Annotated in this window: 16 protein-coding genes and 3 tRNA genes; 2 read left to right on the top strand and 17 right to left on the bottom strand. The window is 57.4% G+C overall.

Going from position 1 to position 16,453, the window contains the following annotated elements; genetic code table 11:
- Positions 1 to 380 precede the first annotated feature (380 nt).
- The 16 genes from BN1125_RS09660 to BN1125_RS09585 form a co-directional block, all read right to left on the bottom strand.
- Positions 381 to 800: a DUF2787 family protein gene (locus tag BN1125_RS09660; RefSeq protein WP_042012060.1), complete on the bottom strand. Its 420-nt coding sequence runs from the start codon at positions 798 to 800 to the stop codon at positions 381 to 383.
- 62 nt (positions 801 to 862) lie between these two features.
- The gene (locus BN1125_RS09655) at positions 863 to 1,468 is read right to left on the bottom strand and encodes a hypothetical protein (RefSeq protein ID WP_052446121.1); all 606 of its coding nucleotides are present in this window, start codon (positions 1,466 to 1,468) and stop codon (positions 863 to 865) included.
- 122 nt (positions 1,469 to 1,590) lie between these two features.
- The gene (locus BN1125_RS09650) at positions 1,591 to 1,893 is read right to left on the bottom strand and encodes a YkvA family protein (protein WP_042012059.1); all 303 of its coding nucleotides are present in this window, start codon (positions 1,891 to 1,893) and stop codon (positions 1,591 to 1,593) included.
- Positions 1,886 to 2,242, bottom strand: coding sequence for a hypothetical protein (locus tag BN1125_RS09645; RefSeq protein ID WP_042012058.1), 357 nt, complete (start codon positions 2,240 to 2,242; stop codon positions 1,886 to 1,888). Before BN1125_RS09645 ends, BN1125_RS09650 begins: the two co-directional genes overlap by 8 nt.
- Before the next feature lie 147 nt (positions 2,243 to 2,389).
- Positions 2,390 to 3,595 (bottom strand): tyrosine-type recombinase/integrase, encoded by a 1,206-nt coding sequence (locus BN1125_RS09640; RefSeq protein WP_042012057.1) that lies wholly within the window; start codon positions 3,593 to 3,595, stop codon positions 2,390 to 2,392.
- Positions 3,596 to 3,945: 350 nt separating this feature from the next.
- Positions 3,946 to 4,032 (bottom strand) — tRNA-Leu (locus BN1125_RS09635).
- Positions 4,033 to 4,073: 41 nt separating this feature from the next.
- Positions 4,074 to 4,147 (bottom strand) — tRNA-Cys (locus BN1125_RS09630).
- Positions 4,148 to 4,182: 35 nt separating this feature from the next.
- Positions 4,183 to 4,258: transfer RNA gene (locus BN1125_RS09625), tRNA-Gly, on the bottom strand.
- 181 nt (positions 4,259 to 4,439) lie between these two features.
- Positions 4,440 to 4,994 carry a CDP-diacylglycerol--glycerol-3-phosphate 3-phosphatidyltransferase gene (gene pgsA / locus BN1125_RS09620; RefSeq protein ID WP_031227442.1) on the bottom strand — a complete coding sequence of 185 codons (555 nt, stop codon included), beginning with the start codon at positions 4,992 to 4,994 and terminating at the stop codon, positions 4,440 to 4,442.
- A gap of 209 nt (positions 4,995 to 5,203) precedes the next feature.
- The gene (gene uvrC, locus BN1125_RS09615; protein ID WP_042012056.1) at positions 5,204 to 7,057 is read right to left on the bottom strand and encodes an excinuclease ABC subunit UvrC; all 1,854 of its coding nucleotides are present in this window, start codon (positions 7,055 to 7,057) and stop codon (positions 5,204 to 5,206) included.
- A 112-nt stretch (positions 7,058 to 7,169) separates the two neighbouring features.
- Positions 7,170 to 7,814, bottom strand: a complete 645-nt coding sequence (gene uvrY / locus BN1125_RS09610) for a UvrY/SirA/GacA family response regulator transcription factor (protein WP_042012055.1) — start codon at positions 7,812 to 7,814, stop codon at positions 7,170 to 7,172.
- Between the two features lie 211 nt (positions 7,815 to 8,025).
- On the bottom strand, positions 8,026 to 8,775 hold the full coding sequence (gene kdsB / locus BN1125_RS09605; protein ID WP_042012053.1) for a 3-deoxy-manno-octulosonate cytidylyltransferase: 750 nt from the start codon (positions 8,773 to 8,775) through the stop codon (positions 8,026 to 8,028).
- Complete coding sequence (locus tag BN1125_RS09600; RefSeq protein WP_042012052.1) at positions 8,772 to 8,960, bottom strand: Trm112 family protein; 189 nt, start codon at positions 8,958 to 8,960, stop codon at positions 8,772 to 8,774. The genes kdsB and BN1125_RS09600 overlap by 4 nt, the downstream gene beginning before the upstream one ends.
- 122 nt (positions 8,961 to 9,082) lie before the next feature.
- A complete protein-coding gene (gene lpxK, locus BN1125_RS09595) occupies positions 9,083 to 10,078 on the bottom strand; it encodes a tetraacyldisaccharide 4'-kinase (RefSeq protein ID WP_042012051.1) in 996 nt (331 codons plus the stop codon).
- A complete protein-coding gene (msbA, locus tag BN1125_RS09590; protein ID WP_042012050.1) occupies positions 10,078 to 11,850 on the bottom strand; it encodes a lipid A ABC transporter ATP-binding protein/permease MsbA in 1,773 nt (590 codons plus the stop codon). The genes lpxK and msbA overlap by 1 nt, the downstream gene beginning before the upstream one ends.
- 29 nt (positions 11,851 to 11,879) lie before the next feature.
- The gene (locus BN1125_RS09585) at positions 11,880 to 14,078 is read right to left on the bottom strand and encodes a DNA internalization-related competence protein ComEC/Rec2 (RefSeq protein ID WP_042012049.1); all 2,199 of its coding nucleotides are present in this window, start codon (positions 14,076 to 14,078) and stop codon (positions 11,880 to 11,882) included.
- Between the two features lie 27 nt (positions 14,079 to 14,105).
- On the opposite strand from BN1125_RS09585, the gene BN1125_RS09580 reads away from it, so the two are divergent.
- Entirely contained in the window at positions 14,106 to 14,624 is a 519-nt protein-coding gene (locus tag BN1125_RS09580) for a DUF2062 domain-containing protein (protein WP_042012048.1), read from the top strand.
- A complete protein-coding gene (locus BN1125_RS09575) occupies positions 14,618 to 15,121 on the top strand; it encodes a DUF2062 domain-containing protein (protein ID WP_042012047.1) in 504 nt (167 codons plus the stop codon). Before BN1125_RS09580 ends, BN1125_RS09575 begins: the two co-directional genes overlap by 7 nt.
- A gap of 105 nt (positions 15,122 to 15,226) precedes the next feature.
- Here the strand turns inward: BN1125_RS09575 and BN1125_RS09570 are convergent, their stop codons facing one another.
- The gene (locus BN1125_RS09570) at positions 15,227 to 16,417 is read right to left on the bottom strand and encodes an amino acid aminotransferase (protein ID WP_042012046.1); all 1,191 of its coding nucleotides are present in this window, start codon (positions 16,415 to 16,417) and stop codon (positions 15,227 to 15,229) included.
- Between the last annotated feature and the right edge of the window lie 36 nt (positions 16,418 to 16,453).

The raw sequence follows: 16,453 nt of genomic DNA, 5'->3' as shown, positions 1-16,453 counted from the left end.
TCACTATGCCACTACAGCTCTGTGCTGCGCAAATCGAGTCTATTGCGTACAAGCGCGTATCAAAAACCCCAGAGCGCCAGCCGGTTTCAGGCTTGGTGGAATAACGCTATTGGGGATACACACATATCTGTCTTTCTCCCTCCTCACCGATGACAAAAAAACAAGCCTCCCAGCCACAGGCCGGGGATACTTGTTTTGTGGATCAGGTGAGAGGGACACCTGAAACAGACGAAGGATGGACTAACCTACTGAGCCGCTGACCGGTTTCGAGTTGGGTTAGTCCATGGCTCCTTGCCCTGCATGGAAAGGTGAACACAGTAGCACCACTGCCAGTACCAAACCGCCGCTGGTTCCTGTTCCTCTCCTGTCCGGTGCGACGGTTACGCAGCCACTGAGACGGTAAACACACCCATGTGGTAGTAACTGACGAAGTTCGACTCCCACATCGTATAGAGCTCCCTGGCCGGCGCTGGTCCCATCTGGCCGTAACGGAGCAGGTAGTATTCTTCGCTCAAAAAGTTGAAGTCGATCTCTTTGACCAACTCCGCCATATCCTCCGGCCCCTGATAGCTAAAGTCCGTCACGTAATCGAACTGCCACCGGTCTCTACGCTTGAGCAGCCGAATTTCCACCGGATGAAACCCGCCACGAACCGGGCCGTAATCCGGGTCTCGGAAGTTGAAGACCAAACTAGATTTTCCATTCAGCACCATTCCAGATCTAACCAGTTCCTGATCCAGAATACTCATCAATGCCTGACTGACAGGCAGGGCAAAATCGCCCGCAAATGGGATCGTCATAATCACCTCAGATTGATTGTTTAGGGGGGCTCACCCTTGGACAGGTGAGCACTATGCAGGGGTTATTCGATGGTAGAAGTTACGGTACAGAGCTCATTGGTTAGCGAACCCAAGCGCTCAAGGTAATCAGGCACCAGTTCATGCAGCATCGGATTGCCGTCAGCCTTCTGGATCAACTTCAGTCCGTCCGAGCGCAGAATGGCTGATAAGAATCCGGCATTGTTGGCGCTGCCCCCTTTAAACAGTCGCTTCATAACGCTGGATTTAAACGGCTTGTCTGCGGGCAAGGAGCACAACACATCGTCAATCGCCGACAGCGCAATCCACTCCTTGCTATGCAGACCCCCACCCTGATTACCGGTGATTTTCAGGAACAGCTCGCCAGTGTCTTCATGACGACCGATGGCATAGAAAATAAGCCCTTCTGATCTGGTACTGAGTTTCTCGGCGGTATGGTTGAGCAAGGTGCGTATGGGCGCAGGGCCGCCGGGCACGGAGTCTGCGGTGTCGCCGGGTCCAGGCCTGGCCTTGTCGGCGTCAGCCGCAAGGGCTGGCGAGAGGGGGTCGGCGCAGCCGCTTGCTCCGGATGTGAGAGGGCTCTCGTCGGCTGGCGTGGTGCTGGCTGGTTTAGGGGTCTCTTCAACGCGGTTTTTACGGGGTCTTGTCATGATAGTTTCCTTACAACGTCGTTAGATAACCGGAGGTTGCGATCTCCAGACCATCGGTAGATGGGTCATAGATAAAGGATCATAGAAAACGCGATAGCGTGACAGGACCGACTCCATCACTGTCACAGTGATCTCATTCGGTCTTTCGCGGATTGACGGTGGTGCGACTTAACCGGCAGTGCGGCTAATGCCGAGGTGATGACCGATAAGTCATCCAGATAACCGGCAAATGGAATGGGATCTGGTACCACGTCGAACGGGTTTACCAGATAAGCCAGCGCACCGATGATGAGCGCATAGCACCAGACCGGCAGATCGCCATCCGTGAGCAGGACATACAACAGCACGGCCTTTTCCAACAGCTCCTTAATTCCCTTGATGTCTTTTAACTTGCGCATGATGTCGCTATGACTGGGATTACTCATGGTGCATCGCCTCCAGGGTGGGAAGCAGCGGTGCATTTGAGTGGATCAGCAGGTAAATCCCCGCCCCCTCATCGTTGAGGATTGCCAACAACAGACGCCAATCTTCGGATATGGCGAACTCTTGCTCCGGGTAACGCAAACCGAACATCACCTGATTCTGGGTATGCTGTGGCATGGCTTGGAACTCACTCACCGAGTCCGTCATCTCGATAATGACCAGACTACAACCGGTCGTGTCCCAGAATGCCCTTGCCTCCTCTACTGATGAAAAGGGTTCGATAATTTGCTCCATGACCATTGGGTAAATGTCCGGGTAGGCCGCGAGCAGGGTTGCCTCCGGCCATTCCATACAAGTTTTCATTGTTTTTCTCTCCAATAAGAAAGCCCTTAAGCTCGGCTGAGCTTAAGGGCCTGGGAACTGTGAAATGTGGACCAACAGCCGATGTGGCAGCGCTGTCTGGTTATTAATATCTGTTTATAAACAATACCTTTTCGGTCACTCCGCCTGGATCATAGACGAGAGACCTTCGCTGATATTGCGACTGCGCTCAGAGGTCAGCTTTGCATACCGCTGGGAGGATTGAATGCTGGCGTGGGCCAGTTGCGCCTTGACGTCATACAGGCTGTATTGCCCGGAAGAGACCAAGGCACTGGCGACAGAATGACGAGCCGTATGGAAGCAGACCTCATCGCGGTCTTCGATACCCGCTTTCTGCAACACCCGTTCATAGGCACATCTGGGTTCACCAATGGGCTTGCCCTGACATCGAATATGCTGGCTCGCGAATACATAGGGATTACCGGCTATTCTGGGGAGCTTCTCCAGAATATCGATAGCCAGCGCACTCAGATAAATGATCCGGCTCTTGCCATTCTTGGTCAGGGGTACGAACAACGTCTTATCCTCCCAGTTCACATGTTCCCATTTAGCGAGTAACACCTCTGATTTTCTTGCCCCCGTCAGATAGAGCATCGCGATGAAGCTGCCTGCAGCTTGATTACGATCCTGCAATGCCACCTCAATGACCCGTTTCATCTCTTCAATCGATAGGAAACGCGTCCTGGCATTGTCCTCCTTCAACAGCTTGATCTTGGCCGCCTCGTTGGTGTCCAGAATGCCCCAGCGCACCGCATAGCTGCCCATGGTCTTTAACTGGGCCAGCACACGGTTGGCGGTACTCGGTGCGTAGGCCGTCTGCTGAGGGTTGTTGGGGTGAACCATCTCCGATTGCAACTGCAGGACATCCATCGCCTTGAGTTGCCGGTAACGCATGGCACCAAAGCGTGGTTCGATATTGTGTTTAAACCGCTGAATGTCGCTGCTGATCGACCGTTTACCAATGGTCTTGAGGTGTGGCAAAAAGGTCTGCCAGAAGAACTCCGAAAGGGTGGGCTCAGTTTTGTAGCTATCCCGCTCTGCTACCGGGTCGATGCCTTCTGCCAACATCGCCTTGTACTTGCGGGCAATGGTCCTGGCCTGGCTCACGTCGATATCGCCGAATCGTCCCAAAGCAATGCTGCGCTTCTTGCCCTGGAGGGTATAGCGCAGTAGGAAACGCTTACTGCCCTGGCTTTTTCCTGACAAGAGTTTTAAGCCAATGACCTCTGTATCGGAGAACTCCAGTTCAGTAGCGCCTGCGTCTCGTTGTTGTGCGGGCAAAGCCTTGATGGCTGCATTGGTAAAGCGAAATTTGGTCTGCATAGATACCTCCGATGATGGGTTAGATCATGGGATTAATATCTGTTTCAAAGGGGATTCAATGCGGGTTTGGGAGGGGTGAAGACGAAGGGGTAACGGTGAGCTGCACTTGCTTCAGCACCAGAAACAGACCCCGGAAAAGTCCGGAGCAGTAGCCAACCAAACGTCCTTGGCTATGTTGGAAGACTGAGCAGGTTGTTCGCAACGAATTGCAGGAAGTAGTAAGTCGCTTAGACAAGAAATGGACAAGAAAGGAAAAGTGAGAGAGGGGAAACGCTGGGGAGCAGAAACAAAAACGACGCAATGAAGCGTCGTATCTGTTTAATCTGTAAGGCTTTTCTCTTCAATTTTAATGGTGCCCGAGGCCGGAATCGAACCGGCACGACGCGAACGTCGAGGGATTTTAAATCCCTTGTGTCTACCGATTTCACCACTCGGGCACCGCAATCGGTATCAAGTCCGCGTGGCGGGCTTGTCAATATGGAGGCACGTTCCGGAGTCGAACCGGACTAAACGGATTTGCAATCCGCTGCATAACCGCTTTGCTAACGCGCCATGCAAAAGAGAGTTGGCTCTCTATTGTCTGAATTTGGAGCGGGAAACGAGACTCGAACTCGCGACCCCGACCTTGGCAAGGTCGTGCTCTACCAACTGAGCTATTCCCGCATTGGTCTGGCTGACTGCCTGACTACGAGGACGCATTCTAGCGATGTTCCTCGCCCAGTCAACCAGAAATATTTAATTACCTGATCGTTCGGGCGTTTTTTGCCCTTTTTGAACAGTTTTAACGCCTTTGGCCGTTTACTGCCTTAAATCAGCGGAAACTTCACCTTGCGGCGCGGGTGACTCACAGGTTGGCGTGGTGGGTCAGATCGCCCCAGGCCGCCTTCATGTACTGGAACATCGACCAGAAGGTGAGCACAGTGGCGACATAAAGCATCACATAGGCGAGCCACACCATCCAGACGTTGTATTGCCAAATCAGACCGGTGAGCGACACCATCTGGATCATGGTCTTCCACTTGCCAATCCAGCTGACCGCCACCGAGGAGCGTTTGCCGAGCTCGGCCATCCATTCGCGCAGGGCGGAGATGATGATCTCGCGGCCAATCATGGTCATGGCGGGGATGGTGACCCAGATGGTGTTGTAGTGTTCGACGATAACTACCAGTGCGGCAGCGACCATGATCTTGTCGGCAACCGGGTCAAGGAAGGCGCCAAAGGCGGTGGACTGGTTGAGCTTGCGAGCCAGATAGCCATCAAACCAGTCGGTGGCAGCGGCCAGGATAAAGATGATAGCGGCAGCCAGATAGGACCATTGATAAGGCAGATAGAACAGGATGACGAAGACGGGGATTAGCAAAATCCGGAAAAACGTCAACAGGTTAGGTATGTTTGTCATTATTTTCAGCCACTTCTTGTACGTCGCTACATAGTGCGCCAAAGCCGATTTGCGATGCAACCGCACTGGCGCCCGTCTTGGTCTTATTAATCCATCACTCTTATCAACATGCGGGGCCATTATGGCATTTACGGCCCCCCCGCGTCACGGCTCTTGTGCATCAAGGAGTTAGCGATGTTGCCATGCTGTCGCACTGGCTTGAAACCGGTTCAGGCACTGCGCAAGCCATCGTGGATGGTCTGGGCCAGCTCCTGACTGATGCCGGGTACCTTGGCCAGTTCATCCACACTCGCCTTTTTGACCTCCTGCAGACCGCCCAGATATTTGAGCAACGCCTGCCGCCGTTTCGGTCCCACCCCCGGAATATCCTCCAGACTGCTGCTGGTGCGGGCCTTGGCACGCCGCGCCCGGTGGCCGGTAATGGCAAAACGGTGGGATTCATCGCGAATATGCTGAATAAGGTGCAAAGCGGGCATATCTGCCGGTAAATGCAGCTCTTCGTGGCTCTCCCCCATGATCAGGGTCTCCAGCCCGGCCTTGCGAGTGACCCCCTTGGCAATCCCCACCAGCAGCGGGTATTTGCCACCGAGGAACTCCAGCTGGCGCGCCAGGATCTCTTCGGCGCGGCGCAACTGGCCGAGGCCACCATCGATAAACAGCACATCCGGCACCTTGTCCGGCTCCTGCGGCTTGCCAAAGCGGCGCTCCAGCGCCTGCTCCATCGCCGCATAGTCATCACCACCGGTGATGCCGTCGATATTGAAGCGACGATATTCGGAGGAGAGCGGCCCCTCCCGGTTGAACACCACGCAAGAGGCTACCGTGCGCTCCCCCATGGTGTGGGAGATATCGAAACACTCCATGCGGGCGATGGGGCGCTCCAGCTCCAGCAGCTCTTCCAGCTGATCGTAGCGAGCAGTAATGGTGCTCTTGTGAGCCAGCCGCGAGCGCAGCGCGGTCTCGGCGTTGATGGAGGCGAGCTTGATAAAACGGGCCCGCTCGGCGCGGGTACGGCTCACTACCCGCACCTTGTAGCCCGCGGTCTGGCTCAGGGTCTGCGCGATCACGCTCTCGTCCTCGAGGGCCACGTCGAGCAGCACCTCGCTCGGGATCTGCCGTCCCCCCTGCCCCGACAAATAGAACTGCAGCAGGAAGGATTGCACCACCTCGTCCTGCGGGGTATCTGCCGGCACTTTCGGGAAGTAGCTGCGCGAGCCGAGCACCTTGCCCTGACGGATAAAGAGCACATGGATACAGGCTGCCCCCTGCTCGAAGGCGACCCCCACTACATCCAGCTCGTCCAGCACATTGCCGCTCACCGACTGCTGCTCGGTGACCCGGCGCAGCGCCAGGATTTGATCCCGATAGCGGGCCGCCTCTTCAAAACGCAGATCGCCGCTGGCAGACTCCATCTTGCCCACCAGCTCGCCAATCACCTGCTGGTTCTTGCCCGCCAGAAACAGCTTGGCCAGCGCCACCTGCTGGGCATATTCGGCCTCACTTACCAACCCCGCGACACAAGGACCGGCGCAGCGCTTGAGCTGATAGAGCAGACAGGGACGGGTGCGATTGGCATAGACCGCATCTTCGCATTGGCGCACCGGAAAGATCTTCTGCATCAGGTGCAAGCTCTCGCGCACCGCGCCACCCGAAGGGTACGGGCCGAAGTACTCCCCCTTGATCTTGCGCGCACCGCGATGGACGCCGATGCGGGGATGCTGATGGGCGGTGATGATGATCCAGGGGTAGGATTTGTCGTCCCGCAGCAGCACGTTGTAGCGCGGCTGGTACTGCTTGATGAGGTTGTGCTCGAGGATCAGCGCCTCGGTCTCGGTGTGAGTGACGGTGACCTGGATATCGGCGATCTGGCGCACCAGGGTGCGGGTCTTGATGCTGTCGACATTGGTGCGAAAGTAGGAGGCGAGCCGTTTTTTCAGATCCTTGGCCTTGCCGACATAGATGACGGTGCCGCCACTGTCGTACATGCGGTAGACGCCGCTTTGATGCGTCACTGCGCTCAGAAACGCCTTGCTGTCGAAGAGTGGTTCGGAAGAGAGGGTCATCAGCTACTCGGCTTACACAAAGGGCAAACATTGACGGGCAGAGCATACTGCCCCCGCACGACAAAAAGCAAAAAGGCGGCACTCGCCGCCTTTGTGACCAGACGCCACCCGATTACAGGGTATCGGCATCCAGCATGCCATAGCGAATGGCCAGATGGGTCAGTTCCACGTCACCGTTGATCCCCAGCTTGCTGAACAGACGATAGCGGTAGCTATTGACGGTCTTCGGGCTCAGGTTGAGCTGCTCGGAGATATCGGTCACCTTCTGCCCCTTGGTGATCATCATCATGATCTGCAGCTCGCGCTCGGAGAGGGACTTGAAGGGGTTCTCGTCAGCGGAGGCAAACTGGCTCAGCGCCATCTGCTGGGCAATCTCCGGGGAGATGTAACGCTGACCGGAGTGCACCAGCCGGATCGCCTGGATCATCTCGTCAGGGGCAGCCCCCTTGGTCAGGTAACCGGCGGCACCCGCCTGCATCACCTTGGTGGGGAACGGATTTTCTGAATGAATGGTCAGCACTATGATGCGCACATCGGGGCGGATCCGCAGGATCTTGCGGGTCGCCTCCATGCCGCCAATGCCCGGCATGTTCATGTCCATCAGGATCACATCCGGATGGTGTTGACGACAAAATGCCACCGCGGTTTCCCCGCACTGTGCCTCGCCTACCACCTTGATCCCGCGCACATCTTCAAGAATGCGTCTTATCCCTGTACGCACCAGCTCATGATCATCGACCAGGAATACATTTATCACCCAAACACCCCGTTTTTATTTCGTTTTAGCCGCCCGGTTAGGGTTAACAGGGCGTCTTGCATCATAACCAAACTCGCCGCTTTGGCAAACCATCCACGGCAAAAGTTTGACAAAGCGCATTTATAGTGTTTTTAATCAGATAATTATCGAGATACTCAAAACAAAAAACGGCGTCTTGCGACACCGTTTTTCTTATATTGAGAGTGCCGGTTCAACCCGCAAGGAAGGCTCGCACCTTCTCGAGGTCAACCTGGGTATCCACCCCGACCGGGGGCGCTTCCAGTGCCTGAGCCACGTGGATTTTCTCCCCGTACCAGAGCACCCGCAGTTGCTCCAGCGCCTCGACCTGCTCCAGCACACTCGGCGCCCAGTCTACATAACGCTGGATAAATCCGGCGCGATAGGCATAGATGCCGATATGGCGCTGGTAGTGACCGCCAATCTGCTCATGACTCTTGGCAAAGCGATCCCGATCCCAAGGAATGGAGGCGCGGCTGAAGTAGAGGGCGTAGCCATCCTTGTCGGTCACCACCTTGACCGCATTCGGGTTAAACGCCTCTTCGGCATCCCTGATCGGCACCGACAGGGTCGCCATTGGCGCCGTGGCGGCGGCCAGATTGTCCGCTACCTGGCGGATGATGGCGGGCGGAATGAGCGGCTCATCCCCCTGCACATTGACGATGATGGTATCGGCAGCAAAGCCGTAGTGACGGCACACTTCAGCCAGACGCTCGGTACCGGACTGGTGATCCGCTGAGGTCATGCACACCTCGACGCCGGTGGTCTGCAGCGCATGCTGCACCCGGGCATCGTCAGTGGCGACAATCACCCGATCCGCCCCCGATTGCAGGGCCTTTTCCACGACATGCTGCACCATGGGCTTGCCATGGATATCCGCCAGCGGCTTGCCCGGCAGACGGGTTGATGCATAGCGGGCAGGAATGACGACGACGAAACTCATGACGGCAGCTCGTCACTGGTGAGTGGACGGGCCCGGTTCTCCAGCAGCACCGGGATCCCCTCCTCCAGTGGGTAGGCCAGCTTGTCAAAGCGGCAGACCAGCTCATGAACAGCCTTGTTGTAGTGCAGCTTACCCTTGCAGACCGGGCAGGCGATAATGTCGAGCAACTTGATGTCCAAAGCCAAAACGATACTCCTTCAACGATGTCGCGCTGGCGGCTTCATCACGCCAGCGATGGATGTCGAGCAACCAGATATTCCCTGTGAGGCCGGCAATACACCTCTACTCCCCGCCGCTGCGAAAGAGCTTAACCTTGTTGCTTGGTGTGGAAAGGCGCCATCGCCCCTAGCTTGTGCAGCACGCTATCGAGCAGGGATGCGGGCAACTCGGCGCTGACCGGCAAATACCACCAGTTATCGAGGGCAAAAGCACGGCACTTGACCGCATCCTTCTCCGTCATCAGCAGCGGCTTGCCGGCAAAACGGCTCACCAGCTCATCCCGATCAAAGGGGTGATGATCCCCGTAAGGGACCTGTTGCTCGAGTCGATAACCGAGCCCCTCCAGAGTGGCGAAGAAACGGGGAGGATGACCGATCCCCGCCAGCGCATCAACCGGCCCCGACAAGGGGGCGGCCAGCGGTGCATCGTCGCGCACCCGGCGCGGAGTATCGGCAACCAACTGCATGGGGTACTCCCCCTTTCCCGGCTCACCGCCGTTGCAGATGATGGCGTCCACCCGTTTGAGACGAGTGATCGGCTCGCGCAGCGGCCCCATTGGCAGCAGGCAGGCGTTGCCAAAACGGCGGGCGCCATCCACCACCACCAGCTCGATGTCGCGGGCCAGCGCATAGTGTTGCAGGCCGTCGTCGGTGATGATGATATCCACCTCGCCGCTCTGCTCCAGCAGCCTGACCGCATCGGCCCGCTTGGGGGCCACCACCACGGGGCAGCCGCAGCGCCGGGCAATCAGCACGGGTTCATCACCCGCCTGTGCCGTGGCGCTGGTCTCATCAAGCCGATAGGGATAATAGGGGGCCTTGCCGCCATAACCACGGCTCACCACCCCGGGGCGATAGCCACGGGCTTGCAACTGTTCCACCAGCCAGACCACCACCGGGGTCTTGCCATTGCCCCCCACCGAAATATTGCCCACCACGATCACCGGCAAGGAGGAGCGATACCCCTTACAAAGACCAAGTCGATAGGCGTAGCGGCGGGTGCCGCTAATAATGGCAAATAGCAGTGAAGAGGGGGCAAGCAACCAGCGCCAGCCACTGTTACCGTACCAGAGTTTCTCCAGCATCAGCCGTGAGTTTCCGGTGCTACGTCACCAAACTGAATAGACCGTAATTGAGCATAGGTGCCCTGGATGGCCATCAGTGTGGCATGGTTACCACGTTCGACGATATGACCCTCGTCAATCACCAGTATCTCGTCCGCCTTCTCGATAGTAGAGAGACGATGAGCGATCACCAGCGAGGTCCGAGCCTTGCACAGCTCGTCGATGGCAGCCTGAATATGGCGCTCTGACTCGGTATCCAGCGCCGACGTTGCCTCGTCCAGCAGCAAGACCGGGGCATCACGCAGCAGGGCACGGGCGATGGCGATGCGCTGGCGCTGACCACCTGAGAGGTTAGTGCCATTCTCACCTAACATGGTGTCATAACCATTATCCGTCTTAACAATAAACTCATCGGCATGAGCAATGCGGGCGGCCTGCTCGACCTGTTCACGGTCAAACTTATCTTCGGCTGCGTAAGCGATGTTGTGGGCAATGGTGTCATTGAAGAGATGGACTTGCTGAGAAACCAAAGCAAACTGATTGCGCAATGATGCCAAGCTATATTCGCGAATATTGACGCCATCGAGCAATATTTCACCAGAATCAACCTCATAGAAACGAGTCAACAAACTGGCGATAGTGCTTTTGCCTGAACCTGAACGCCCCACCAAGGCGACCGACTTTCCTGCGGGAATCTTGAAACTCACATTATCGAGTGCTGGCGTTTGCTTTCCTTGATAAGAGAAGGTGACATTACGAAATTCGATGTCACCACGTACTCGCGCTACATCCAATTTACCGCTGTCGTTTTCAGGCGGCGTATCTAGCACACCAAACAGGCTCTGACAGGCAGTGATACCCCGTTGGAAACGGGTGTTCACCTGTGTGACTTCACGCAACGGGCGCATCAGCATCATCATCGAGGTGATGATCACGGTAAAGGTACCTGGGGTCAGGGTTTCCCGTACACTGTCGATCGTCGCGACATACAACACGATGGCCAAGGCAAACGAGGCAACAATTTGCACGATCGGCGTACCAATCGCGTCAGCCGACACCATCTTCATGTTTTGCAGGCGCATTTGGTTACTCACCTTAGCAAAACGTGATGCTTCAACGGCTTGGCCATTAAACATCAATACTTCTTTATGACCCTTCAGCATCTGATCGGTAGTCGCCGTCATGGTGCCCATGGCCTTTTGAGATTGTCGTGACACCGCCCTAAAACGGCGACTAATCACGGTTATAAGTAACCCGACGATCGGACCAATGAGCAAAAAGATCAAAGAGAGCTGCCAAGATTGGTAAAACATCAACGCGAGCAAGAAGATCACGGTCGCCCCTTCACGAACCAAAGACACCAAGGCATTGCTGGCCGAATTAGAGACCTGATTGGCATCGTAGGTGATTTTAGAAAGCAGATGGGCAGTATTTTCCCGATCAAAATATGCCATTGGCAGCGCCATCAGGTGGTTAAATACCTCCTGCTGTAACCGCATCACCACGTGATTACCAACCCAGGCCATGCAGTAAGAAGAAAGAAACGTACAAAAACCGCGCAATATCACGATACCGATGACAAAAAAAGGCATGACTTTCAGTACGCTGGGATCCTTACCACTTAATCCCTCATCAATCAGGGGCTTAATCGAAGAGACAAAACCAGCATCGACAGCTGCAAATCCCAGCATACCTAGGATGCCACCGACAAAGCCTATTCGACGTTCCTTCACATACCCCATCAGCCGTTTAAGAACAGCAATACCATCTTCGTCGTGAACGTGGGTAGACATGTATAACCCTGAATATGAAAAAAGACTTACTATTCTAACCAAGCCAGAGGTTTCCACCAAGTACCATCACGCCGATACCAAGGACCATGCTCTCGTTGTGCACTCACTTTTAATCCGTTATGACCTGATTCAACCAATATTGCGCCCTGTTGCCCGGTGACCCACTGGCGGGCGTCCCGATAGCGAGCCATCACATCGGGACGGGGAAAGCCCCACTGATTCATAAAACCGGCGCTGTGGATCACATCTCGCGCCGCCACCGCCGCGACAAACGGGGGCGTGGAGGAGGTGCGACTGCCATGATGGGGACTCACCAGCAGGGTGCTGGCCAACCCCTCTCCCTCCAGTGCCACCAGTCGCTGCTCGGTCTGCCGCTCGATATCTGCACTGAGCAGCACGCTGTGCTCGCCATCGCTGATGCGCACCACACAACCATCGTTATTGCGCCCGCCGCCGGAGCGCTCTGGCCAGAGCACGGCAAACGAGAGCCCCTGCCAGCGCCACTGTTGTCCACGCTGGCAAAGGGTGGTTCCCTCGCCGAAGGGGTAAGAGGAGAGTTCATACCTTATCGGCATGGCGCTGAGCAACCGCTGGCGATTGCCGGCATGATCCCGATCCTTGTGACTGATGATGAGGCGATCGATCACCCGGATCCCCAGGTGGCTCAGCTGGGGCAGGATCACCGCGTCCGCCATGTTATAGCCACCGGGATAGCGATCGCCGGTGTCATAGAGGATGGCCCGCTCCCCCTTGCTGATCAGCACCGCCAGCCCCTGCCCCACATCCAGCACTCGCAGTTGCCAACGGGCAGGTGCAGGCCATAAAGCCAGCAACAGCGCACACAGTCCCGGTAGCCAGAGCCAGCGTGCCGGGCGCCACCGAGAGGCGAACCAGAGCAGCAACAGCAGAGTGCAAAGCGGCAGCCACCAGCCGGGCAGTGGCCACCAAAGTTGCAGTTGAGCGGCCAGCCAGTTCAGGGTCGTCAGCACCCACCCGAGCCCCAGATCCGCCAACCAGAACAGACCATAGGCAAGCACAGTGGAGAGTGGCGCCAGCAACACACCGATCAATGCCAGCGGAATGATGGCGATACAAAAGAGTGGCACCGCCAACAGATTGATCACCATGGCAAGGGGCGCTATCCCCTCAAACAGGGCGAGCTGCAGCGGCAGCAGACCGAGCAGCAGCCAGAGCTGGATCTGCCACAACCCCGGCTTGTCGTAGACGTATCCCACCAGCAGCAGGATGGCCACCGCCAGAAACGAGAGCCAGAAGCCGGCCGAGTAGAGGGCAAAGGGATCCCAGAGAGTCAATACCACAAAGGCCCACAACCAGATGCGCCAGGCAGGCCACTCTCGCCGGCTCCAACGCAGCACACTCCACACCAACACCATCATCAGGGCCCGCTCGGTGGCCACCGCAAACCCCGCCAAAGCGCTATAGACGGCGGCAAACAGCAGGGAGGTGATGATGGCGCCGCGTAGACCAAACAGCCTGCCCAACCACCAGCCCAACACGGCCACCAGCGCAATATGCTGCCCGGAAATGGCAATGATGTGGGTCAAACCACTGCCACGAAACAGATCCCACTGGGTATCCGTGATGCCGCTCTGCTCGCCAAAGGTGAGGGCCGCCAGCAAGGGAGCATGGTCAAGCGGGCGCCAACTCCCGGTCGCGGTGCCCAACCAACGTTCGCGCCAGCCCGGCGGTGCCTGTTGAATGTCGATCACCCGGCGCAGATTGCCGGTGGCGGTGATCCCCTTGCCCAGCAGCAGACGCCGCCCATCCAGCCCCGCCTCGTTGGCAAGGCCGTGAGCCGGTTTCAACGAGGTCACCAGCGTGATCCGGCTGCCTACCGTCATGGCGGGCAACGCCTGATAGGCATTGACCCGGATCAGGGGCTCAGGTGTCACCGGTTGCTCGTCGAGGGTGCTCACCCGCAGCAACAGCCGGACAAATTTATCCCCCTCGGGCTCTGCACTTTGCAGCTGTGCGGTTATCATGTGGCTCGTCTGATCGCCCAACCGCTCCAGCCAGGCAAGCCGATAGGCTAGATTGGCCTGCATCCAGAGGATGCCGAGCAGGAGAAACAGCCACCGCCAGGCACGGCAATATGCAAGGGGGACCAGCAGGGACAGCAACAGCCCCCCCCATGCGAGTGAAGGTAACCATGGCCAGAGCAGTGAGGAGCTTGCCCCCAGGGCAAACGACAACAGACGCAGATCCATGGAACAAGTATTTAGCAAGGTTTCAATATGCCCAAACGACTCATAAAACGCTGGATGCCCGATCAGCAAACCCTGAAAGAACACAAGCACTTGCGACTATTCGGTAAACTGCTGCTCGATGCCAACCTCTGGCATCTCAACCGCCGTTCAGCAGCCGGGGCATTTGCGGTGGGCCTCTTCATGGCCTGGGTGCCCCTCCCCTGCCAGATGCTGCTGGCCGCCGGAGGCGCCATCCTGTTTCGGGTCAATCTGCCGCTCTCGGTGGCGCTGGTCTGGCTCTCCAACCCCATTACCATGCCACCGCTGTTTTATGGCGCCTACCTGATCGGCTGCCAACTGCTGGGACAGCACGCCCAACCCATCGACATCGAATTCACCTGGGCTTGGCTGGTCTCGGTCTTTGAAACCGTGGCCCCGCCGCTGCTACTGGGCTCCCTGGTGTTGGCCCTGCTGAGTTCCCTTACCGGCTATGCCCTGATCCGCACCTTCTGGCGCCTTAGCACGGTGCGCCAATGGCGGAAACGCCGAGAGGCGCGGGCATGCTGAGCCGCTGGTTGGGCCGCTTCAAACTCGATCCCGACACCCTACGCCAGCAGAAGTGGTTTGCTCTGTTTGGTGAGCGATTACTTGCCCCTGCCCTCTGGCAAGGGGGCACTCGCGCCCTGAGCGGCGCGGTGGCGGCCGGGATCTTCGCTTGCTGGTTCCCCATCCCGATGCACTCGCTCATCGCAGTCGGTCTGGCGCTGGCATTCAGCCTCAACCTGCCGCTGGCGCTGCTGGCGGTCTGGTTCAACAATCCGTTGACCCTGCCCTTCATGTATCTTTACGCCTACCGCACCGGTTGTTTGGTACTGCACCAGACCCCGGAGCCTTTCCACCTCAGCTGGACTCTCCACTGGCTGGAGCAGGAGGCGGCGACCCTGGTGCCTTCCTTCCTGCTCGGCAGCCTGTTGCTGGCGGTACTCACCGCCCTGAGCGGCGGCGCCCTGACCGCGCTGCTGCTGCAACTGCGCAAACTGTGGCAAAGCGCCCACCGCCACTGAGTCACCTCCCCATTGTTTGGCGATCAGCAGTAGGCGATCAAAAAAGCCCGTCACCAAGGTGACGGGCTGTTTCATGGCATGGTGCCAGCACACAAGGCGATGCGATTACAGCACCTTGGCGATGGCCTCACACAGGGGATCGATGTTGGTACGGGTAATACCGGCCACGCTGATCCGGCCGGAGCCAACGATGTAGATGGCAAATTCGCTCTTGAGGAGCTCCACCTGCTCCTTAGAGAGACCGGAGAAGGAGAACATGCCATTCTGCTCGCGGATAAAGCTGAAATCCTGGCTCACGCCGAGGGCAGCCAGCTTCTCTACCAGCAGCTCGCGCATCTCGCGAATACGCACCCGCATTGCGGCCACTTCTTCGACCCACTCGGCATAGAGGGCCGGATCACTCACCACGGCGGTGACCACAGCGGCGCCGTGTGAAGGCGGGTTGGAGTAGTTGGCACGGATCACGGTCTTGACCTGGGTAAAGGCCACCTCGGCGATCTCTTTGGTCGCACTGACCAGGGTGAAGGCGCCGACCCGCTCGTTGTAGAGACCGAAGTTCTTGGAGAAGGAGCTCGCCACCAACAACTCGTCATGGCACTCGGCGAAGATACGCAGACCTTCGGCATCCTCTTCGATACCACGGGCAAAACCCTGATAGGCGAAGTCGAACAGCGGCAGCCAGCCGGCTGCTGCACTCTGTTTGGCCAGGGTGCGCCACTGATCTGCGGTCGGGTCGATACCGGTCGGGTTGTGGCAGCAGCCGTGCAGCAGCACCAGATCCCCAGCCTGCGCGTCGGCCAGCGAGGCCTGCATGGCGGCAAAATCCAGCCCCTTGGTTGCTGCGTCATAGTACTTGTACCACTTGACGGTCAGGCCGGCGGCCTGGAATACGCTGACGTGGTTGGCCCAGGTGGGATCGGAGATCCAGATGGTCTTGGCCAGACCGTTGCGCACCACGAACTCGGCGGCGATGCGCAGGGCACCGGTACCGCCCGGCGCCTGAGCGGTCTTGGCACGGCCACTGTTGACCAGGGGGGAGTTCTGCCCGAACAGCAGCTGCTGCACGATGCGGCCATATTCGATATTGCCTTCAATACCGAGGTAATTTTTGGTCTTCTCGTCGGTCAAGAGCTTCTGCTCTGCTCGCTTGACGCAATGAAGGATAGGGGTGGCACCGGTCTCATCCTTGTAGATCCCTACGCCCAGATTGATCTTGTGGCTACGAGAGTCAGCGCGGAAGGCTTCGGTCAGGCCCAGGATCGGATCCGCTGGGGCGGCAACAACCTTTTCAAACATGGTATTCCCTGTATTCCGTTGAGTTCGTTGGGTGGC

It is taken from the genome of Aeromonas fluvialis, from assembly GCF_000819885.1.
GTDB classification, from domain to species: Bacteria; Pseudomonadota; Gammaproteobacteria; order Enterobacterales; family Aeromonadaceae; genus Aeromonas; species Aeromonas fluvialis.
Note: the sequence above shows the minus strand (reverse complement) of the source record. Positions and strands in the feature narration are given on the sequence as shown.